Source organism: Marinomonas sp. TI.3.20, from assembly GCF_038155025.1.
In the GTDB taxonomy this organism is placed as follows: Bacteria; Pseudomonadota; Gammaproteobacteria; order Pseudomonadales; family Marinomonadaceae; genus Marinomonas; species Marinomonas flavescens.
Genome location: NZ_JBAKAS010000014.1, coordinates 66,089 through 83,691, shown reverse-complemented (window position 1 = coordinate 83,691; position 17,603 = coordinate 66,089). Strand labels below are relative to the sequence as shown.

Annotated in this window: 20 protein-coding genes; 18 read left to right on the top strand and 2 right to left on the bottom strand. The window is 43.0% G+C overall.

What is annotated here, in order from left to right; genetic code table 11:
• Positions 1–23 precede the first annotated feature (23 nt).
• From flhA to V6259_RS14105, 13 genes are all read left to right on the top strand, one after another.
• Entirely contained in the window at positions 24–2,144 is a 2,121-nt protein-coding gene (gene flhA / locus V6259_RS14165) for a flagellar biosynthesis protein FlhA (protein WP_133011749.1), read from the top strand.
• A gap of 99 nt (positions 2,145–2,243) precedes the next feature.
• Positions 2,244–3,545 (top strand): flagellar biosynthesis protein FlhF, encoded by a 1,302-nt coding sequence (gene flhF / locus V6259_RS14160; protein WP_133011748.1) that lies wholly within the window; start codon positions 2,244–2,246, stop codon positions 3,543–3,545.
• 98 nt (positions 3,546–3,643) lie between these two features.
• The gene (locus tag V6259_RS14155; RefSeq protein ID WP_133011747.1) at positions 3,644–4,381 is read left to right on the top strand and encodes an RNA polymerase sigma factor FliA; all 738 of its coding nucleotides are present in this window, start codon (positions 3,644–3,646) and stop codon (positions 4,379–4,381) included.
• 55 nt (positions 4,382–4,436) lie between these two features.
• Positions 4,437–4,817, top strand: coding sequence for a chemotaxis response regulator CheY (locus V6259_RS14150; protein WP_207923232.1), 381 nt, complete (start codon positions 4,437–4,439; stop codon positions 4,815–4,817).
• Between the two features lie 9 nt (positions 4,818–4,826).
• Positions 4,827–5,615, top strand: a complete 789-nt coding sequence (locus tag V6259_RS14145) for a protein phosphatase CheZ (protein ID WP_341585054.1) — start codon at positions 4,827–4,829, stop codon at positions 5,613–5,615.
• Positions 5,616–5,626: 11 nt separating this feature from the next.
• Positions 5,627–7,816: a chemotaxis protein CheA gene (locus V6259_RS14140; protein WP_341585053.1), complete on the top strand. Its 2,190-nt coding sequence runs from the start codon at positions 5,627–5,629 to the stop codon at positions 7,814–7,816.
• 29 nt (positions 7,817–7,845) lie between these two features.
• Positions 7,846–8,910, top strand: coding sequence for a protein-glutamate methylesterase/protein-glutamine glutaminase (locus tag V6259_RS14135; protein ID WP_341585052.1), 1,065 nt, complete (start codon positions 7,846–7,848; stop codon positions 8,908–8,910).
• Positions 8,910–9,647 carry a flagellar motor protein gene (locus V6259_RS14130; protein WP_341585051.1) on the top strand — a complete coding sequence of 246 codons (738 nt, stop codon included), beginning with the start codon at positions 8,910–8,912 and terminating at the stop codon, positions 9,645–9,647. Before V6259_RS14135 ends, V6259_RS14130 begins: the two co-directional genes overlap by 1 nt.
• Positions 9,640–10,488 carry an OmpA family protein gene (locus V6259_RS14125; RefSeq protein WP_341585050.1) on the top strand — a complete coding sequence of 283 codons (849 nt, stop codon included), beginning with the start codon at positions 9,640–9,642 and terminating at the stop codon, positions 10,486–10,488. The genes V6259_RS14130 and V6259_RS14125 overlap by 8 nt, the downstream gene beginning before the upstream one ends.
• Before the next feature lie 69 nt (positions 10,489–10,557).
• The gene (locus V6259_RS14120; RefSeq protein ID WP_133011740.1) at positions 10,558–11,331 is read left to right on the top strand and encodes a ParA family protein; all 774 of its coding nucleotides are present in this window, start codon (positions 10,558–10,560) and stop codon (positions 11,329–11,331) included.
• A gap of 9 nt (positions 11,332–11,340) precedes the next feature.
• Complete coding sequence (locus V6259_RS14115) at positions 11,341–12,219, top strand: chemotaxis protein CheW (RefSeq protein ID WP_341585049.1); 879 nt, start codon at positions 11,341–11,343, stop codon at positions 12,217–12,219.
• Positions 12,220–12,311: 92 nt separating this feature from the next.
• Entirely contained in the window at positions 12,312–12,755 is a 444-nt protein-coding gene (locus V6259_RS14110) for a chemotaxis protein CheW (protein ID WP_133011870.1), read from the top strand.
• A 21-nt stretch (positions 12,756–12,776) separates the two neighbouring features.
• Positions 12,777–13,181: a DUF2802 domain-containing protein gene (locus V6259_RS14105; protein ID WP_133011738.1), complete on the top strand. Its 405-nt coding sequence runs from the start codon at positions 12,777–12,779 to the stop codon at positions 13,179–13,181.
• Positions 13,182–13,187: 6 nt separating this feature from the next.
• Here the strand turns inward: V6259_RS14105 and V6259_RS14100 are convergent, their stop codons facing one another.
• The gene (locus V6259_RS14100; RefSeq protein ID WP_133011737.1) at positions 13,188–13,442 is read right to left on the bottom strand and encodes an EscU/YscU/HrcU family type III secretion system export apparatus switch protein; all 255 of its coding nucleotides are present in this window, start codon (positions 13,440–13,442) and stop codon (positions 13,188–13,190) included.
• On the bottom strand, positions 13,442–14,830 hold the full coding sequence (gene fliK / locus V6259_RS14095; RefSeq protein WP_341585048.1) for a flagellar hook-length control protein FliK: 1,389 nt from the start codon (positions 14,828–14,830) through the stop codon (positions 13,442–13,444). Before fliK ends, V6259_RS14100 begins: the two co-directional genes overlap by 1 nt.
• A gap of 119 nt (positions 14,831–14,949) precedes the next feature.
• Between fliK and ccmA the strand changes: the two genes are divergently transcribed.
• The 5 genes from ccmA to ccmE are packed head-to-tail and all read left to right on the top strand — an operon-like array spanning position 14,950 to position 17,597.
• Entirely contained in the window at positions 14,950–15,558 is a 609-nt protein-coding gene (gene ccmA / locus V6259_RS14090; protein ID WP_341585047.1) for a cytochrome c biogenesis heme-transporting ATPase CcmA, read from the top strand.
• A 3-nt stretch (positions 15,559–15,561) separates the two neighbouring features.
• A complete protein-coding gene (ccmB, locus tag V6259_RS14085) occupies positions 15,562–16,224 on the top strand; it encodes a heme exporter protein CcmB (RefSeq protein WP_341585046.1) in 663 nt (220 codons plus the stop codon).
• On the top strand, positions 16,224–16,970 hold the full coding sequence (locus tag V6259_RS14080) for a heme ABC transporter permease (protein ID WP_341585045.1): 747 nt from the start codon (positions 16,224–16,226) through the stop codon (positions 16,968–16,970). The genes ccmB and V6259_RS14080 overlap by 1 nt, the downstream gene beginning before the upstream one ends.
• Positions 16,957–17,136 (top strand): heme exporter protein CcmD, encoded by a 180-nt coding sequence (gene ccmD, locus V6259_RS14075; protein ID WP_240537030.1) that lies wholly within the window; start codon positions 16,957–16,959, stop codon positions 17,134–17,136. Before V6259_RS14080 ends, ccmD begins: the two co-directional genes overlap by 14 nt.
• Positions 17,136–17,597, top strand: a complete 462-nt coding sequence (gene ccmE, locus V6259_RS14070; protein WP_133011732.1) for a cytochrome c maturation protein CcmE — start codon at positions 17,136–17,138, stop codon at positions 17,595–17,597. Before ccmD ends, ccmE begins: the two co-directional genes overlap by 1 nt.
• Positions 17,598–17,603: the final 6 nt, after the last annotated feature.

Sequence of the window (17,603 nt, the reverse complement as noted above, 5' to 3'; positions counted from 1 at the left end):
TTTAATTTTAGTGGGATATTTGTGTGAGTTTTGACCGTCAAAAAGTGACAGGACAATTTAAGGATGTAGTTACTGGGCATTTAGGCATCCCCGTCCTTCTTCTGTCTCTTTTGGCTATGATGGTGTTGCCCATTCCTGCCTTTCTTTTGGACGTATTGTTTACGTTCAATATTGCTTTGGCCATCGTTGTTCTGCTGGTTTCTATCTATTCTCTAAGACCTCTTGATTTTGCTGTTTTCCCTACGGTTTTGTTGGTTTCTACTTTAATGCGGTTGGCGCTTAATGTGGCTTCGACTCGAGTTGTTTTGCTTCACGGGCACGAAGGGCCGGACGCCGCAGGTAAGGTTATCCAAGCATTTGGTGAGGTCGTTATTGGCGGCAACTATGTGGTTGGTTTTGTGGTGTTCGCTATTTTAATGATTATTAACTTTGCGGTAGTTACTAAAGGTGCAGGGCGGATTTCAGAAGTAAGTGCTCGCTTTACTTTGGATGCGATGCCCGGCAAACAGATGGCTATTGACGCTGACTTGAATGCCGGCATGATTGATGCTGATCAAGCCAAAATTCGACGTTCTGAAATTGCTTCAGAAGCTGAGTTTTACGGTTCCATGGATGGTGCCTCTAAATTTGTTAAAGGTGACGCTGTCGCCGGATTGCTTATTCTTGGTATTAATATTATTGGTGGTCTTGCCATTGGTATGGCGCAGCATGATCTTTCTTTCTCTGAGGCCATTCAGCGTTATTCCCTATTGACCATTGGTGATGGTTTGGTGGCGCAGCTACCTTCTCTTATGTTGTCGACAGCCGCGGCCATTATGGTGACGCGAGTCAACGAATCTGGCGATATGGGGACTCAAATTGTCACCCAGATGTTTGGTTCTCCAAAAGCGCTTTATGTGGCAGCGGCAGTACTCACCGTTATGGGTATCGTGCCTGGGATGCCACATTTTTCTTTCTTATCTTTAGCTTTTGGGTTGGGTGGTTTTGCCTATTACCTCGAATATCGTAAGAAGCAAAAAGCACTTTTGGGTGTGAAAAGTTCTACCAAACTTTCGTCAACAGATACGGCGCCTTCTTCAGAATCTAAGGATTTAAGCTGGGATGATGTCGCACCCGTAGATATGTTAGGTTTGGAAGTAGGTTATCGTTTGATTCCCTTGGTTGATAAATCTCAAGGAGGAGAGCTGCTTGCTCGTATCAAAGGCGTGAGGCGTAAGCTTTCCCAAGATCTTGGTTTTCTTGTGCCTAGTGTTCATATTCGCGATAACTTAGATCTAATGCCTAATGCATATCGAGTGACGTTAATGGGGGTGAGTCTGGCTGAGGCAGAAGTGCACCCAGACAAGGAGTTAGCCATCGATCCTGGTCAAGTCTTTGGTGTTGTTGATGGGATTGCCGGAAAAGACCCCTCGTTTGGCTTAGATGCGGTATGGATTGACCCTAAAAAACGAGATCAAGCACAGACCTATGGTTATACCGTAGTGGATGTGAGTACGGTTGTTGCTACCCACCTGAATCAGATTATGCATAAGCATGCCTATGAATTAATTGGTCATGATGAAGTGCAGCAGCTTCTAAGTTTGCTTAAACAATACAATCCTAAGTTAGCAGAAGAGCTGGTGCCCAATACGATACAGTTGAGTGTGCTGTTGAAAGTCTTGCAAAACTTATTGATCGAAGGTGTTCCGTTACGCGACATGCGTACGATTGCTGAGGCAATAATGGGGGTTCAGCCTAAAAGTCAGGATCCTATGGTGTTGACGGCAGCTGTTCGAACCGCACTTTCGCGGATGATTATTCAAACGCTAGCGGATGGTGTCGAAGAGATTCCTGTTCTTACGCTCGACCCGCAGTTAGAAAAAATGCTCATGCAGACGGTGCAGCAGAGTCAGCAGTCTGGTATCAAAAACGAAGAAGCATTAATTCTAGAACCCAAAATGGCTGAGCAGTTGCAAAGTTCACTTAAAGAGTCGGCAGAGCAGCAAGAAGCCATGGGGAATACACCAATTTTGATTGTTTCTGCGCCTATACGCCCTATGTTGGCGCGTTTTATGCGATACGGAATGGTAAATATGTCGGTTCTGTCCTATCAAGAAGTGCCTGATCATAAGAGAATTACAGTGGTCGGTGTGATAGGTCAATAATCCGTATTGATTGTAATGATTAACTCTCTATATTTATCAAAATCTTTCGGGTAAGCTATGGATTTGTAAGAAAAATAAACTAGAAGGATTGTAGTATTCATGCAAATTAGGCGGTTTCGAGCACCCGACATGCGTCAAGCTATACGGAAAGTCCGTGATGCTGTGGGCCCTGACGCGGTCATTTTGTCGAATCAACGCTTAGCAACGGGTGAAATAGAGATCGTTGCAGCATTGGATTATGATGGTTCTATGCCTTCTAGTCTGGTTGAAAAGAAAGTGTCAGCGCCTTCTCCTCGCTCGACTCCAACTCAGCGAACCGATTCTAATCAAAATCCAAGTGCGGATTATTTTGAGCGAATTGAAAGAGCAAAGCAGCACACTCCTCCTAAATCAAATTCTTCCGACTTTGCTTCTAAAGAAACTTCTTTCGAAATGCCACCGCTGCAAGGTGATCAAGAAGATCCTGCAGTTGAAGAGGCATTGTCGGTAAAAAATAGCGCAAATACTCGCCAAATTCATGAAATGGAACTTGAATTGCAGCATGTTCGTCAGATGTTAGAGAAACAAACGTTAGCGAATTCAAAAACCAAAATTAAAACTAATCCGGTTGAAACGGAAGCGCGGGAAAAGTTAAAACGATTAGGGCTTTCTGAAACCGTGATATCACGTCTTTTAGATGATATTGATTTAAAAGGTCGCGAGGATGACTGGAATAGATTATTAGCGCATTTAGCAGATTATATACCGGTAAGATCTAATGCCGCGGAGCTGCATGGTTGTATCGCTTTCATGGGGCCAACGGGCGTTGGAAAAACGACTTCTATCGGCAAAATTGCTGCACAGCATGTATTGAAATATGGTCCAGGTAGTGTTGTTCTGGTAACAACAGATACTTATCGAATTGCCGCCCATGAGCAACTGCGTACATTTGGGCGAATATTGAATGTTCCCGTTGAAGTAGTGAACGAATATTCTGATTTAAATGAAGTGCTTGCGAAGTATTCTGATTATTCCCTAGTACTGGTTGATACTGCTGGTATGAATCCGAGGGATTCTAATTTAGAGCGCCAATTGTTAATGATGAAACGTGCTCGTGCAGGTTTAAAAAAATTGCTCGTATTGCCTTGTACAAGCCAAAGACAAGTGTTGAAAGCCGTGATCGATGTTTACTCTCAGGTTCAATTAGACGGTTGTGTATTAAGTAAGCTGGATGAATCGGCGTCGCTGGGAGAAGCCATTAGTGTCATTATTGAAGAAGGGCTGCCTGTTGTTTACATTGCAGATGGACAGCGAATTCCCGATGATATCGAACCAGCAAGAGCACATAACTTAATTAGTCGAGCGGTCTACACGTCAGAGCATTACAGTCAGCTTTATGGCGCACTAAAATACGGTAGTTAGTAAAATGATGTTATTACATTAAGCGCTGAGGCGAAGTATGTAGTACAGTTCTTATATGTTTAGATTCAAATAGTTAAAGGTTGCTTACGCTACAACTTATGCAGACCAAAAACGGATATCACACATACGCAAAAAAAGCGACATTGTCAGTTGACGCCATTGTTGAACAATACGGTTATTTGGTGAAAAAGATTGCCTATCACTTATTGGCGCGTTTACCCAATAGCGTAGATGTGAACGATTTGACGCAAGCGGGAATGATGGGTCTTATAGAAGCCTATAAACGATTTGAATCGACGAAAGGAGCGAGCTTTGAGACTTACGCTGGTATCCGTATTCGTGGTTCAATTATGGATGAAATTCGTAAAACGGATTGGGCTCCTCGTTCAGTAAGGCGCAATGGTCGTGCTGTTTCTTCTGCTATACAAGAATTAGAAGCTAAAGCTGGTCGTGATGTGACCGATATGGAAATAGCGGCTCACATGGATATTAGCATTGGCGAATACCATGAAATGATACATGCCTCAATGGCAACGCAGTTGTTTAGCTATGAAGAAATAATTGAAAGTGATAATGGTGTATTAGACAGCGTGCCGTCGAATATAGAGAGTACGCCATACGCGATGACTGAAGAAAGCGGTTTTCAAGGTCAGTTAGCACAAGAAATTGATTTGTTGCCGGAAAGAGAGAAATTAGTATTGTCTCTTTATTATAACGATGAATTGAATTTAAAAGAAATTGGCGCTGTTTTAGGTGTTAGTGAATCAAGAGTCAGTCAAATACACAGCCAAGCTGCGATGCGGTTAAGAGCTAGATTAAGTGACTGGCAGGACTAAATTATGAGCTGTGAAATATTACCTTTAGGTTGTGGAGGATGCATTGGATAAAAACATGAAAATCCTGATTGTGGATGATTTCTCGACAATGAGACGTATCATCAAAAACCTATTACGGGATTTGGGATTTACGAATACGGTTGAAGCGGACGATGGAACAACCGCGTTACCGATTCTTCAAGCAGGTTCAATTGACTTTCTGGTGACAGATTGGAATATGCCTGGAATGACAGGAATTGAGTTGCTTCGAGCAGTAAGAGCGGATGAAAAGTTAAAAACTATTCCGGTTCTTATGGTGACGGCAGAAGCAAAACGAGATCAAATTATTGCGGCTGCACAAGCTGGTGTAAATGGTTACGTTGTTAAACCTTTTACAGCCGTAGCCCTCAAAGAAAAAATTGAGAAAATATTCGAAAGAATAGATGCAGCGAAATAAGGACTTTAAATGTCAAAGAAATTGGAGGCTGGCCTAGGCGATTTTGAAAGCTTAGTAAAAGACGGCGCTGTAGATCTTTTAAATTATCTTGAAGCAGGCAATTTTAGCGGTGCTATCAGTGTAATACAGGAGTTAAGTGACGCCCGACATAAAAGTTTTTATAAAGAGGTAGGAACATTAACTCGTAGCCTCCATGATGCCATTCGAGACTTTCAAGTTGATTCGGTTGATTTAGCGGTAGAGGGAAGCGTGGGTGATTCTGGAACCAAAATCACTGACGCTTCTGATCGTTTAAATTATGTCATCGAACTAACGAATTCTGCTGCAAACAAAACCATGGACATGGTAGACAATAGTCTGCCAGTTGCCAATGAGTTAAAAATCCAGGCAAAAGACTTGCGAAAAGATTGGAATCGCTTAATCCAAAGAGATCTAACTCCTCAGGAGTTTCGTGAGTTATATAAGCGTATTGATACCTTTCTACAGTATACCGAGAACAGTGCCACAGCTTTGCATTCCAACCTCAACACCATTCTTCTTGAGCAAGGTTACCAAGACTTAACCGGTCAGGTTATTGCTCGAGTAAATGATCTAATTCGAGATGTAGAAGAACGCCTTGTACATCTCGTTGCTGTTGCGGGACGCGTTGATAGTATCTCCGGAATTGAATACGAAGAGAATGTGCCTGAACACGATGACACTCGTGGGCATGGACCGGCTATTAATAAACAAAATAACCCTGAAGTACTAAATAGCCAAGACGAAGTAGACGACTTGCTATCAAGTCTTGGTTTCTAAAGGAGCTGGGGATGAGTTTCGAAGTCGATGAGGAAATTCTGCAAGATTTTTTGGTAGAAGCTGGAGAAATTCTTGAACAGCTTTCCGAACAATTAGTGGATCTAGAGCAAAATCCAGATGATAAACAATTGCTTAATGCAATTTTTCGTGGATTTCATACAGTTAAAGGCGGTGCAGGTTTCCTTCAACTCACACCGTTAGTTGATTGCTGTCATTATGCTGAAAGTGTTTTTGATATCTTGCGTAATGGTCAGCGTCAAATTGACTCAGATTTAATGGACGTGGTGTTACAAGCATTAGATGCTGTTAATGAAATGTTTGATGTTGTTCGAGCTGGCGGTGAGCCTGAGCGTGCAGACCCAGATTTGATTAAGGCATTAAGTGCTTATGCGGTACCACCAAGCGCAAACGAAACATCAGCGGTGCAGGTCGACGAAATAAAAGACACTGTGGCAGCCAATGATAATGCAGCGCCTGATGATATTTCCGATGATGAGTTCGAGTCCTTACTTGACGCACTAGAAGGTAATGACACCTCTTCTTTAGAGCATGGTACGCCTGTGTCAGAAACACCATCTTCTGATGAAATCACAGAAGATGAATTTGATGCACTACTTGATCAGCTACATGGTTCAAGTGCGCCTGGCGTATCTTCTGAAAGCCCTTCGGAAGATCAGACGATATTACCCAACTCTGATGACATTACGGATGACGAATTTGAGAAATTACTTGATGAACTTCATGGTGGAAAGGCGCCTAGTCAAGTAGGTAATACTGAGCCCGAAGAGACTGAAAATAATCCGCCTATTGGTGGAGAGTCAGAGCTAATTACCGACGATGAATTTGAGTCATTACTCGATAGCTTACATGGTAAGGGTCAAGCACCTAAAGTTACCTCCGATGATGCTGACACTAAGGCGAATTCACCTCAGAAGAAAGCAGAGAAGGTGACGGCTCCTAAATCGGCACCTAAAACGGCACCAAAGCCAGCGCCAGAGGTGGTCAAAGAAAAAACGACACATACGCCCGTTACTCAAGAAGCAACCGTCCGAGTTGATACCAAACGACTTGATGACATTATGAATATGGTGGGCGAACTCGTTTTAGTTCGAAACCGATTAGTACGCTTAGGTCTTCAAAGTGAAGATGAGTCAATGGGCAAAGCTGTCGCTAACTTAGATGTAGTGACTGGCGATTTGCAAAACGCGGTGATGAAAACGCGGATGCAACCTATCAAAAAAGTATTTGGTAAGTTTCCTCGTGTAGTGCGAGATCTTGCTCGTACTTTGAAGAAAGAGGTTAATCTAGAGCTTCGAGGGGAAGACACAGATTTAGATAAAAATCTTGTCGAAGCCCTTGCTGATCCGCTTGTTCACTTGGTGAGAAACTCAGTAGATCACGGTGTGGAAACACCTGATATACGCGAGGCGAGTGGCAAACCACGAATTGGACATGTTGTTCTTTCAGCAGAGCAAGAGGGCGATCATATTCTGTTGTCCATCGAAGATGATGGCGCGGGTATGGATCCTGATGTGCTTCGTCGAAAAGCGGTTGAAAAAGGCATTATGGATTCAGATGCTGCGGAGCGTTTGTCTGATGAAGAGGCATTTAATCTAATCTTTGCTCCTGGCTTTTCCACTAAAACTGAAATTACTGATGTATCGGGGCGTGGCGTAGGGATGGACGTTGTTAAAACGAAAATTTCTCAGCTAAACGGTACCCTGAAAATTCAATCAGCCTTAGGGCATGGTTCGCGCTTTATTATAAAAGTGCCACTTACCTTAGCCATTATGCCAACGCTGATGGTAACGTTATCCGATCAGGCGTTTGCGTTTCCTTTGGTTAGTGTTAATGAAATTTTCCACTTAGATCTACAGAAAACAAATGTTGTAGATGGCCAGCAAGTAGTGGTTGTGAGAGGTAAGACGCTTCCAATCTTCCATCTGAAGAGTTGGTTAATAAAAGGTGCTACGACAGAGGTTTCACCAAAAGAAGCTCATGTGGTGGTGGTCCAAGTGGGTACTAATGAAGTGGGCTTTATTGTTGATCAATTAGTTGGTCAAGAAGAAGTTGTTATCAAGCCATTGGGTAAAATGTTGCAAGGAACGGTGGGGATAGCAGGTGCAACAATTACCGGTGATGGCCGTATTGCATTAATACTAGATGTACCGAGCATGCTTAAAAGCTATGCATCAAGGTAGATGATGTTTTCATTTAGGAGTAGCTATATATGCCGGTAAAGGTTCTGGTCGTTGACGACTCAGGGTTCTTTCGACGTCGTCTCGTTGAAATTTTCGAGGCTGATCCTAGGCTAACAGTCATAGGGACAGCAAATAACGGCCAAGAAGCGATTGATAAAGTGCAGTCTTTATCGCCTGATGTAGTGACAATGGATTATGAAATGCCTGTTTTAGATGGTATTTCTGCTGTATCCAGCATCATGAAATTGAAGCCTACACCCGTTTTAATGTTCTCTTCTCTAACGCATGAAGGGGCCAAAATCACACTCGATGCATTAGAAGCGGGTGCGGTTGATTTTATGCCAAAGAATTTCGAAGATATTTCTCGGGATTCAGCCGTGGTGAAACATGCATTAGTTGAAAGGGTTCTTGCTGTTTCTCGAACTCGATTAGGTAGGGTAAAAGCTCCTGTTCAACCTTTGGCGCCCAGAATAGCGCCAAAACCAATCGTGACAGAGCGAGGTGTTATTATCCCTCGTTCGCGAAAAAGAGTCAGTTTGGTCGCGATCGGAACTTCAACAGGAGGGCCAATGGCGCTTCAAGTCGTTCTTAGTAAGTTGCCAAAAGATTTTTCAGCACCCTTGGTTGTTGTTCAACATATGCCAGCCGCGTTTACAGGCGCCTTTGCGGAGCGACTTAATAACCTTTGCCAAATAACTGTAAAAGAGGCAAAGGATGGCGATCATCTTGTACCTGGCGTTGCTTTACTAGCACCAGGAGGAAAGCAAATGATGGTGGACCCTCGAAATGGTGGGTGTGTTCGTATTTTAGAAGGTGATGAACGGCTTAATTATAAGCCATCGGTTGATGTTACTTTTGGTTCTGCGTCTAAGTGCTACCCTGGAAAAGTGCTTTCAGTTGTGATGACTGGTATGGGTGTTGATGGTCGAGAAGGTGCTCGAATGTTGAAAAACACTGGGTCAACGGTTTGGATACAAAGTGAAGCGTCTTGTGTTATCTATGGCATGCCAATGGCGATAGAGAAAGCCAATTTAGCCGATGATATCATTGACCTTAATCATATTGGTGAACGTATAGCTCGTGAGGTCTCTTAGTGGATTTTGTGACTCTAGCAGGATTGCTGCTTGCCTTTAGCTCTGTATTTCTAGCAAATTGGCTAGGAGGAGGAGAGATCGTACTTCTTCTTAATTTACCTTCTGCCATTATTGTCATTGTTGGGAGTATTGGTGCGACCTTAATGCAGAGCAGTATTCAAGATGCCTTAAGAGCATTTTACCTCGCTAAATGGAGTCTTTTTCCACCGATTCATGATTTTTCTTATGCAAAAGCGTTTTTAATCGATTTAGCTCAAAAGGCACGACGTACCTCTTTATTTTCTTTAGAGTCTGAGATTTCTTCCTTTTCCAATCCATTTGCCGCGCGTGCTTTGCAAATGGCGATTGATGGCACTGACCCTGAATTACTTGCAGACCGCTTGCATGATGAAGCGAATCGCATTCATGATAAGCGAATGGCTAGCGTCAGCTTTTTAGAGTCAATTGGGAGCTATGCGCCAACGTTAGGTATCATGGGGTCGGTGCTTGGTCTTATCCAAGCCATGGCGAACTTAGATAGTCCTACTGCTTTAGGGCATGGTATCGCTGTTGCTTTTGTCTCTACACTGTATGGGCAAGGGTTTGCTAATTTAGTCGTGTTTCCAATTGTTAAAAAGTTGTCCTCTTATGTTGATCAGGAGCTGCTTTATAATCAGCTTATTATTGACGGAGTTCATGGGATCGCAACAGGAAAACATCCTCAGAGATTAGAGGTTGAGTTGAATAGTTATGAGTGATGATGTCCCTCATTCATCACGTCGCCGACGAGTGCGTAAAAGCAAACCTGCGAGTGCGACACAAGGGAGAGATCGTTGGATCTTATCCTATGCTGATTTCATTACGTTATTGTTCGCTTTTTTTGTTGCCCTTTATTCTATCTCCCTCAAAACACAAGGCAATGACAGGCGCTTAACAGAAACCCTGAATGGTGTTTTTGAAGCAGTACAAAAGTCTGTTAAGCCTATTAATATTGGCCAACCTATTATCGGTGATCCTAAAGATCAAGACGTGGTTAATGCTAAAGCTATTCCTGCAAATCCACCTAATATGGAAGAGAAAGTGCAGAATCCAGTTTCTGCCACAATCACTCCTAAGTCGACTATTTATGATCTATTGAATAATACGATTAATAACGATTTTAAATCTCTTCAAAAATCTGGGCAAATCTCTATATCAGAGTCACCACACTGGATTAATTTAGAGTTGAAATCCGCTTTGTTGTTCGGCGCAGGAGAATATCAGCTTACGAATGAAGCGGTAGCTCTATTGATTGTTATTAGTAATATTTTGAAAAGCTACCCAGCGCCCATTTTAGTGGATGGCAACACTGATAACCTTCCTGTTACCTCTAATCGTCTGATATCCAATTGGCATTTATCAAGCTTACGAGCATCCTCTGTGGTCGATGAGTTGGTATATCGCGGTGTTAATCCGAAACTAATTGCGCCTATTGGCTTTGCTAGTGAGCACCCTAAGGTTCGCAATACAAATAGTGAAGCAAGGCAGCAGAATCGGCGAGTTGTGCTACGAATCAGTAAAACGCAAGCGGGCAATCTTTATGATTACTTGTTTAAATAGATAGTTACTGTATATGATTGCAAGAAAGTAGTAAGCAAAATAACAGTATAGGATCTCTAGGGAGTCAGAGTGCACATTTGGGCAGTGGCAAATCAAAAAGGTGGAGTGGGCAAAACCACCACAGTGGTTACCTTAGCTGGCTTATTGGCAGATGCCGGAAATAGAGTGCTAATGATCGATTTGGATCCGCACGGATCGTTAACAAGTTATTTTCGCTTCGACCCCGATACAATAGGACACAGCGCATACGATTTATTCCAAGTAAATGGGAAAATCCCCGAATCGCTCCCCGCTCAATTGGTCTTAGAAACGGGTCATCCTAACCTTTCCCTGTTGCCGGCTTCTACCGCATTGGCAACATTAGAAAGGCATGCCCAAGCACAAGGTGGTATGGGATTGGTTATTTCAAAATCACTCGCGATTTTATGGGAAGACTTCGACTATGTTTTGATTGATAGTCCGCCTGTTTTAGGTGTGTTGATGATTAATGCATTAGCGGCTTGTCAGAAGTTAATTATTCCAGTGCAAACCGAGTTTTTAGCGATTAAAGGTCTGGAGCGTATGGTGCGAACGCTGACCATGATAAATCGCGCAAGAAAACGCCCAGTTCCTTATATTATCGTGCCAACATTATTTGATAGAAGAACTCAGGCGTCAAATAAAAGCTTACGCAGTATAAAAGACACATACGACGAATTAGTATGGCACTCTGTTATTCCTATTGATACAAAACTGAGAGATGCGAGTACCGCTGGTGTTGCGCCTTCAGCATTAGATGCTAATGCTAGAGGGGTTAAAGCTTATAAAAGTCTAATTAGTTCTTTATTAAATCCGGCGGACTAGATCACAGTTATGAAAGATTTAAAAACGAAAGACAGTACTATGACTGGCCCGCAATTAGCGGTACAGCGTTATCTTGATGATTTGTTACAAGAAGCGACAGACATTAATTCATCTGATCAAATAGATGGTCAGGTGGAAGATTCCGAAATGGGCGATCAGGCTCAAGGAATACAAGAAATAAAAACAGATTCAGATTCTAAAGGAATCGAAACGCGAAGTTCTGAGTTAGAAAGCGAGGAGCAATTACTTACCACTGAAGTCATACCAGAAAGTGAGTCGTTTCACTCAATTGAGACATCCTTTGCCGATTTTGAGGCCGCCATTACTGATGTTCCCGCTGCGGTCTTGTCCGATAGTGAGTATGAAATAGAAGCTGATGAGCCAGAGCCAGAGGTGCGTAAATGGGTCGCTAAAACCGAACCATTACCCTGGGCTAGTGGAAGATTTGAATGCCTACTATTTTATGTTGGTGGATTAAAAATGGCTGTGCCATTGATTGAACTAGGCGGTATTTTCCAAAGTGGAGGGGAAAAATTAACCTCTATTTTTGGTCAACCTGACTGGTTTATGGGCGTTGCTAATGTAGGGGAATTTAACTTGCGGTGTGTTGATACCGCTCGTTGGGTGATGCCTAATCACTATAAAGGTGAACTTAAAGAAAATTTTAAATTTGTTATTCAGCTAGATCGTTCTGATTGGGCGTTAGCATGTGAGGAAGTCGCCGAGGCTATCTCTTTAGAGCCTTCACAAGTAAAATGGCGAAGCGATAGAAGTAAAAGACCGTGGTTGGCCGGAACCGTTATTGATCATATGTGTGCCATATTAGATGTTCAAGGTTTTATTGAATTGTTAGATGACCCTGATAATGGTTTTAAGAAACATCTTTGATAGACGTATATTGATTATTTTACTATTTTAAGGAAATTGATGTGACGACAATAGGTAGAGCGTTAAAAGAGTCTAAACAAGCTGAAGATCCAATGCTTCAATGGGTCACATTTAGACTAGAAAATGAGACCTATGGCGTAAATGTCATGCAGATAAAAGAAGTATTGCGCTATACCGAAATTGCCCCAGTACCAGGAGCCCCTAGTTTTGTGCTCGGTATTATTCATCTTCGTGGCATGGTTGTCACCGTTATTGATACTTGTCAGCGATTTGATTTACCGTCAGGTGATATCAATGATGCCACTCGTATTATGATTGTCGAGGTTGAAGGGCATGTTATAGGTATTTTGGTAGATTCAGTTTCTGAAGTCGTGTATTTACGCCAATCTGAAATTGAAGCAACGCCGAATGTCGGTAATGATGAGTCTTCAAAATTTATACAGGGTGTATGTCACAAAAATGATACTCTGCTTATTTTGGTGGATCTTGATAGGCTTTTATCCGATGATGAATGGTCTGAAATAGGCTCAATGTAAGTTAAAAGGTAGTTGTACTCGATGGAATCTCAATGGTTATTTAATCTTCTGCTCACCTTTCAGTTTGTTATTTTAGTGGCTTTAGCGGTCTGGGCTGTACGTTTATCAAAGCGTATAAAACAAATGAAAATTCAGCATCAGGAAGACAGTGTTAATCAAAAGAAACAGGTGCAAGTATTAGCATCAGGCTCGATTGGTATGGGACGCCGTTTGGTTGCCATTGAGAAAAAGCTCAATATGGCGGTTGAGCGTCAAACCGAGATCTTATCGAAAGAAGGCAGTGTTTCGTATAACCGTGCGATGGAATTGTTGGCGATGGGAGCGACGGTTGATGATCTTGTTTCTAAGTGCGGTTTAATAAGGGCAGAAGCTGAATTGATTAATCTGTTGAAAAAAGAATCACACCGTAACTCTGATTACCATTAAACCTAATCAGTCTAATACCCATTTGTTTTTGATATTGTGTGCAAACGCGATAATTTCTGCGACGGCTAGATAAAGAGATTCAGGTATTTCTTCACCGAGTTCGAGCGTACTTAACATTTCAACAAGCTCAGGGCTTTGATGAAGTACCACATCGTTCTCCTTAGCAACCTCCATAATACGTTCTGCTAAATAACCTGAACCCTTTGCTATGACTGTGGGAGCTTGAGCGTAATCATATTTTAGTGCCACTGCTTTTTTCATTAGGTTCTCACATCGATTAACGAAGTTTGAGTCGGGCTTTTGGGCTTGTCTTCTTGCAGCTTTGTTTGGAAGACATCGAGCCTTTGCACGTCTATATTCTTATCGATTAGCTGTTGTTTTAATTTCCCCATCTGTTGCTTGATCGCTTTTATAGTGTCGGTATTTTCGGCGGCAAAAAGAATGCCTACTTTATTTTCCTGAATACTGGTTCTTACTTCAAAACGTCCTGTTTCTTCAAAATCAAAGTTAAGTTTTACTAACCAGCGACGCTCATGGTCTGGCACAGTGTTATCGTGTGCATCTTGATCTATTTGTAACTGTACTAAACTGGTGTTCTGGTTGTCTTTTATAGGCAGTTCTATCTGTAGCGGATAAGTTTGAGCATTGACCTGATTAAGGTCTGAAAAATGCCGTAATTGGTTGGTGGTGATTCTTTCGATGGCGTTGGCGACTTGCTCAGTTGGAAAATTATTTGAGCGCTGCACCGGCGAATCATTCGTTGTGTTCTCTAAACGCGTTAAATTCAACTTAAGATCTGTATTGAGCTCGCTGATATTCGCATTTTTCAATAGCGACTCAGCAAACGGGCCGCTGGTTTGAATCGCGTGTTTCATTGCGCTGGGTGATTGAGTCAATTGCTCTAAGGCAGGCAAACTTTGGATTAGCTGAGCGAGTGCGCGCTGCGATTGGGGTGATAATGACGTAGAGGCGGTATTATTGATTTCCTGTAATTGCTTGATCAGTTGAGACATTTCGGAAGCGGATAATTGCTTGGGCAAGCTTTGCTTTAACGCGTCAATTTGCGGTGCACTTGCCGCCGTTGTTTTATTTGGAATGACTTGCAATTGATTGTTCGAATCGAGCAGTACGCGAACGCTATCGCCTTTTTGTAGTGGCGTTTGGCTGGTGATTTGAAATTGATTGTTGCCATCAGAAACCGAGGTGAGATAGCTGCCATTGGTGTTGCTTGAGGCCGATAGGGCGGTTAAAGAGATAATACGTGACGCCACGCTGAGGTTGTTGATTGTACTGCCTTGGATTGCGTTGCTTTGCATGCTGCTATTTGGCTTATTATCTGAGAAAGTTAAGCTGGCTTGATGTTTTGCTGTGAGAGTTAGCTCTGCTGTTTGTTGGCTATCGACGGGTATTCTTGGTCCGGTATTGATCAGGGTAAGTGGCTGTTGTTGGTTGGTTGTTACGCTGAGTAGTTGGGCGGGCTTGCCTTGAAATGACAGTGATTCGCTGCCTTGTACTTTGATCAAGCTGAGCGACTGGATGAGTTTTATTTCGCTTTGCAATTGGCTAATAGTGCCGGTTTGCGCAGACAGACTCGAAGGTGTTTTACCGGGTAGCGCTTGATGGTTAGTGTTTTTGATATCAGGAATCATTCTCGCTGCCATTCGTTCGTTATTTTAAGACGTTTCACATATAATGAAGACGCTTTAGCGCTTGCTTCAATGCGATTAAGCGGCGCTTATTATTTTATCGGCCCACATGGACATATCTTTTGCATTCTGTTGCTATTTTAACCATATCAGATTTATGGGTTGAGCGAGGCGAAAGCGATCTCTTAAATGGATTGTCTTTTTCCGCTCGCTCGGGCGATGTTGTGCATATCACCGGGGCCAATGGCGCAGGTAAAAGTACTTTTTTCAAAGCGCTGTTAGGCTTGCTGCCGATATTAAGTGGCAGCATGACGTTTAATGGTGATTCGCTCACTCAGCAGCGCCAGAATTTCCTTAACAATACGCTCTACATCGGCCACTCCGCAGGGTTGAATGACGCGCTCACTGTGATGGAAAATATACGTTGGTATTTGCCAAAGTGCTCCGAGAAAATCATCGAACAGGCATTAAGTGAGTTATCATTAGGCGCTTTTGCAGAGACCCAATTGCACGCGCTTTCTGCTGGGCAAGTTCGTCGTGTGGCCTTGGTGCGACTCTGGTTATCAGAGCAGCAAATTTGGTTGTTAGATGAGCCTTTTACCGCGCTGGATCAAGGCTTAATTAGTATGCTGGAAGCGAAAATGGCGGCGCACGTGGCGTCAGGTGGTATTGTTATTTTGGCCTCTCATTTACCTTTAGCGCACCTTTCTTATCTGCAAGTGGAGTTATAGCTTGTGACCTACTTGTCGTTTTTTAAAGCCGAATGTCTAACGCTTTTTCGCAGCAAACAACGGGTCGTTAATGCGTTACTCTTCTTTGTTCTGGTCGTCGTGCTGTTTCCGCTAGGCATTGATCCTTCAGCTGACTTTCTGGCACCTGCTGCAGGCGGTATTATTTGGTGTGCTGCGGCGCTGTCGGTGGTGGTTTCCATCGAAAGCCTATACAAGGAAAGCTATGCAGATGGCACCCTTACTCAGCTGATTGTGAGTGGATTGTCACTACCTTGGCTTATCTTAATCAAGGTGGGGGTCTATTGGCTGGCGATGATGCTACCCTTATTGTTGCTCACGCCTGTTTTTGCTCAGATGTTGTTTCTACCCTCAGATAGCCTGCTTGTGTTGCTGGCTACCTTGTTGATTGGTACTCCAGGGTTGTTTCTTATCGGCAGCATTGGTGCGGCGTTAACGGTATCGTTAAAACAAGGGGCTATGCTGATGGTGCTGCTTATTTTGCCTTTCTATTTCCCCATTATTATTTTTTCAACCGCGGCGATTAAAGCGATACAATTTGGCTTGCCTTATGGTGGTTTATTGGCCTTGTTGGCGGCTATTTCATTGTTAGCGCTGGTGGTTGCACCTGTGATGACATCCCTGTGTATTAAAGCGAGTGTGCGTTAATGAGCTGGATCTGGTTTCATAAATTAGGATCGCCGAAATGGTTTTACCAATGGTCTAGTAAGTGGGCAACTGCGGTGTTTTTGATTGGCTTGCTGGCGACGCTGATTGGGGTTGGCTGGGGGCTAGGTTTTGCTCCGACGGATTATCAACAAGGCGAGACTTACCGGATCATTTATCTGCATGTACCGGCAGCCGTGTTGACGGAATCTTGTTACTTCTCTTTGGGTGTCGCTGGTTTTGTGTATCTGGTTTGGCAAATGAAAATGGCACCGATATTTATTAAATCGATGGCGCCGATTGGCGCAGCGATGGCGGCTATTGCCCTTTTGTCAGGGGCTATTTGGGGCAAACCCACATGGGGTACTTGGTGGGTTTGGGATGCTCGGCTCACGTCTGTATTAGTATTGTTCATTTTGTATATGGGCATTATTGCTCTGCAAAATACCTTGGAAGACGTTACGTTGGCGAACCAAGCTGCCGCGATTGTCAGTGTACTGGGTTTGATTAATTTACCGATTATTAAGTATTCGGTGAACTGGTGGAATACTTTACATCAACCCGCATCGTTTAGTTTGACTAAAAAACCAACGATGCCGATGGATATGTGGTTACCCTTATTGATCGCGGTGATTGGTTTTTATTGTTTGGTAGCAGGGCTAGTTATGTGGCGCATGCAATCAGAGATTTTACTGCGCGAGCGTCGTACCCAATGGGTTAAAGAAAAGGTAATGAATGATGGCGTTTGATAGTGTGGCTGATTTTCTACAAATGGGAACTCATGGTGGGTTTGTGTGGTCAACGTATGGCTTGGTTTTATTGATCTTAACCGGCTTGATACTGAATACGCTTCAAGGTCGCCGCAAGGTGATCCGACAATTAAAAAAACGCTATTTAAGAGAGTCTAATTCCTAGTGCACGCCATCCGCAAAAAACGCCTTATTACAATAGCTGTTATCTTGTTCATACTCAGTGCAGCGCTTGGCTTGGTGATGTATGCACTCCAACAGAATATTAATTTATTTTACTCGCCAACCCAAATAGCGTCAGGCGAAGCGCCTGTAAATACGACTATTCGAGCTGGTGGAATGGTTGTGGTTGGTAGTGTGCACCGTAATTCTGACACCCTGGACGTAACATTCGATGTAACGGATTTTAAGCATAATGTCCGAATTCAATATCGAGGCATACTTCCTGATTTATTTCGCGAAGGCCAAGGTATCGTTGCCCAAGGCAAGTTGATGAATAATGGTATCTTCAGAGCGTCACAAGTGCTTGCTAAACACGATGAAAAATACATGCCGCCGGAAGTCTCCGATGCTTTAAAAGAAGCACAGAAAAAGACGACGACTAAACCCTCTACTAGTGATTTTTAGGCTTTT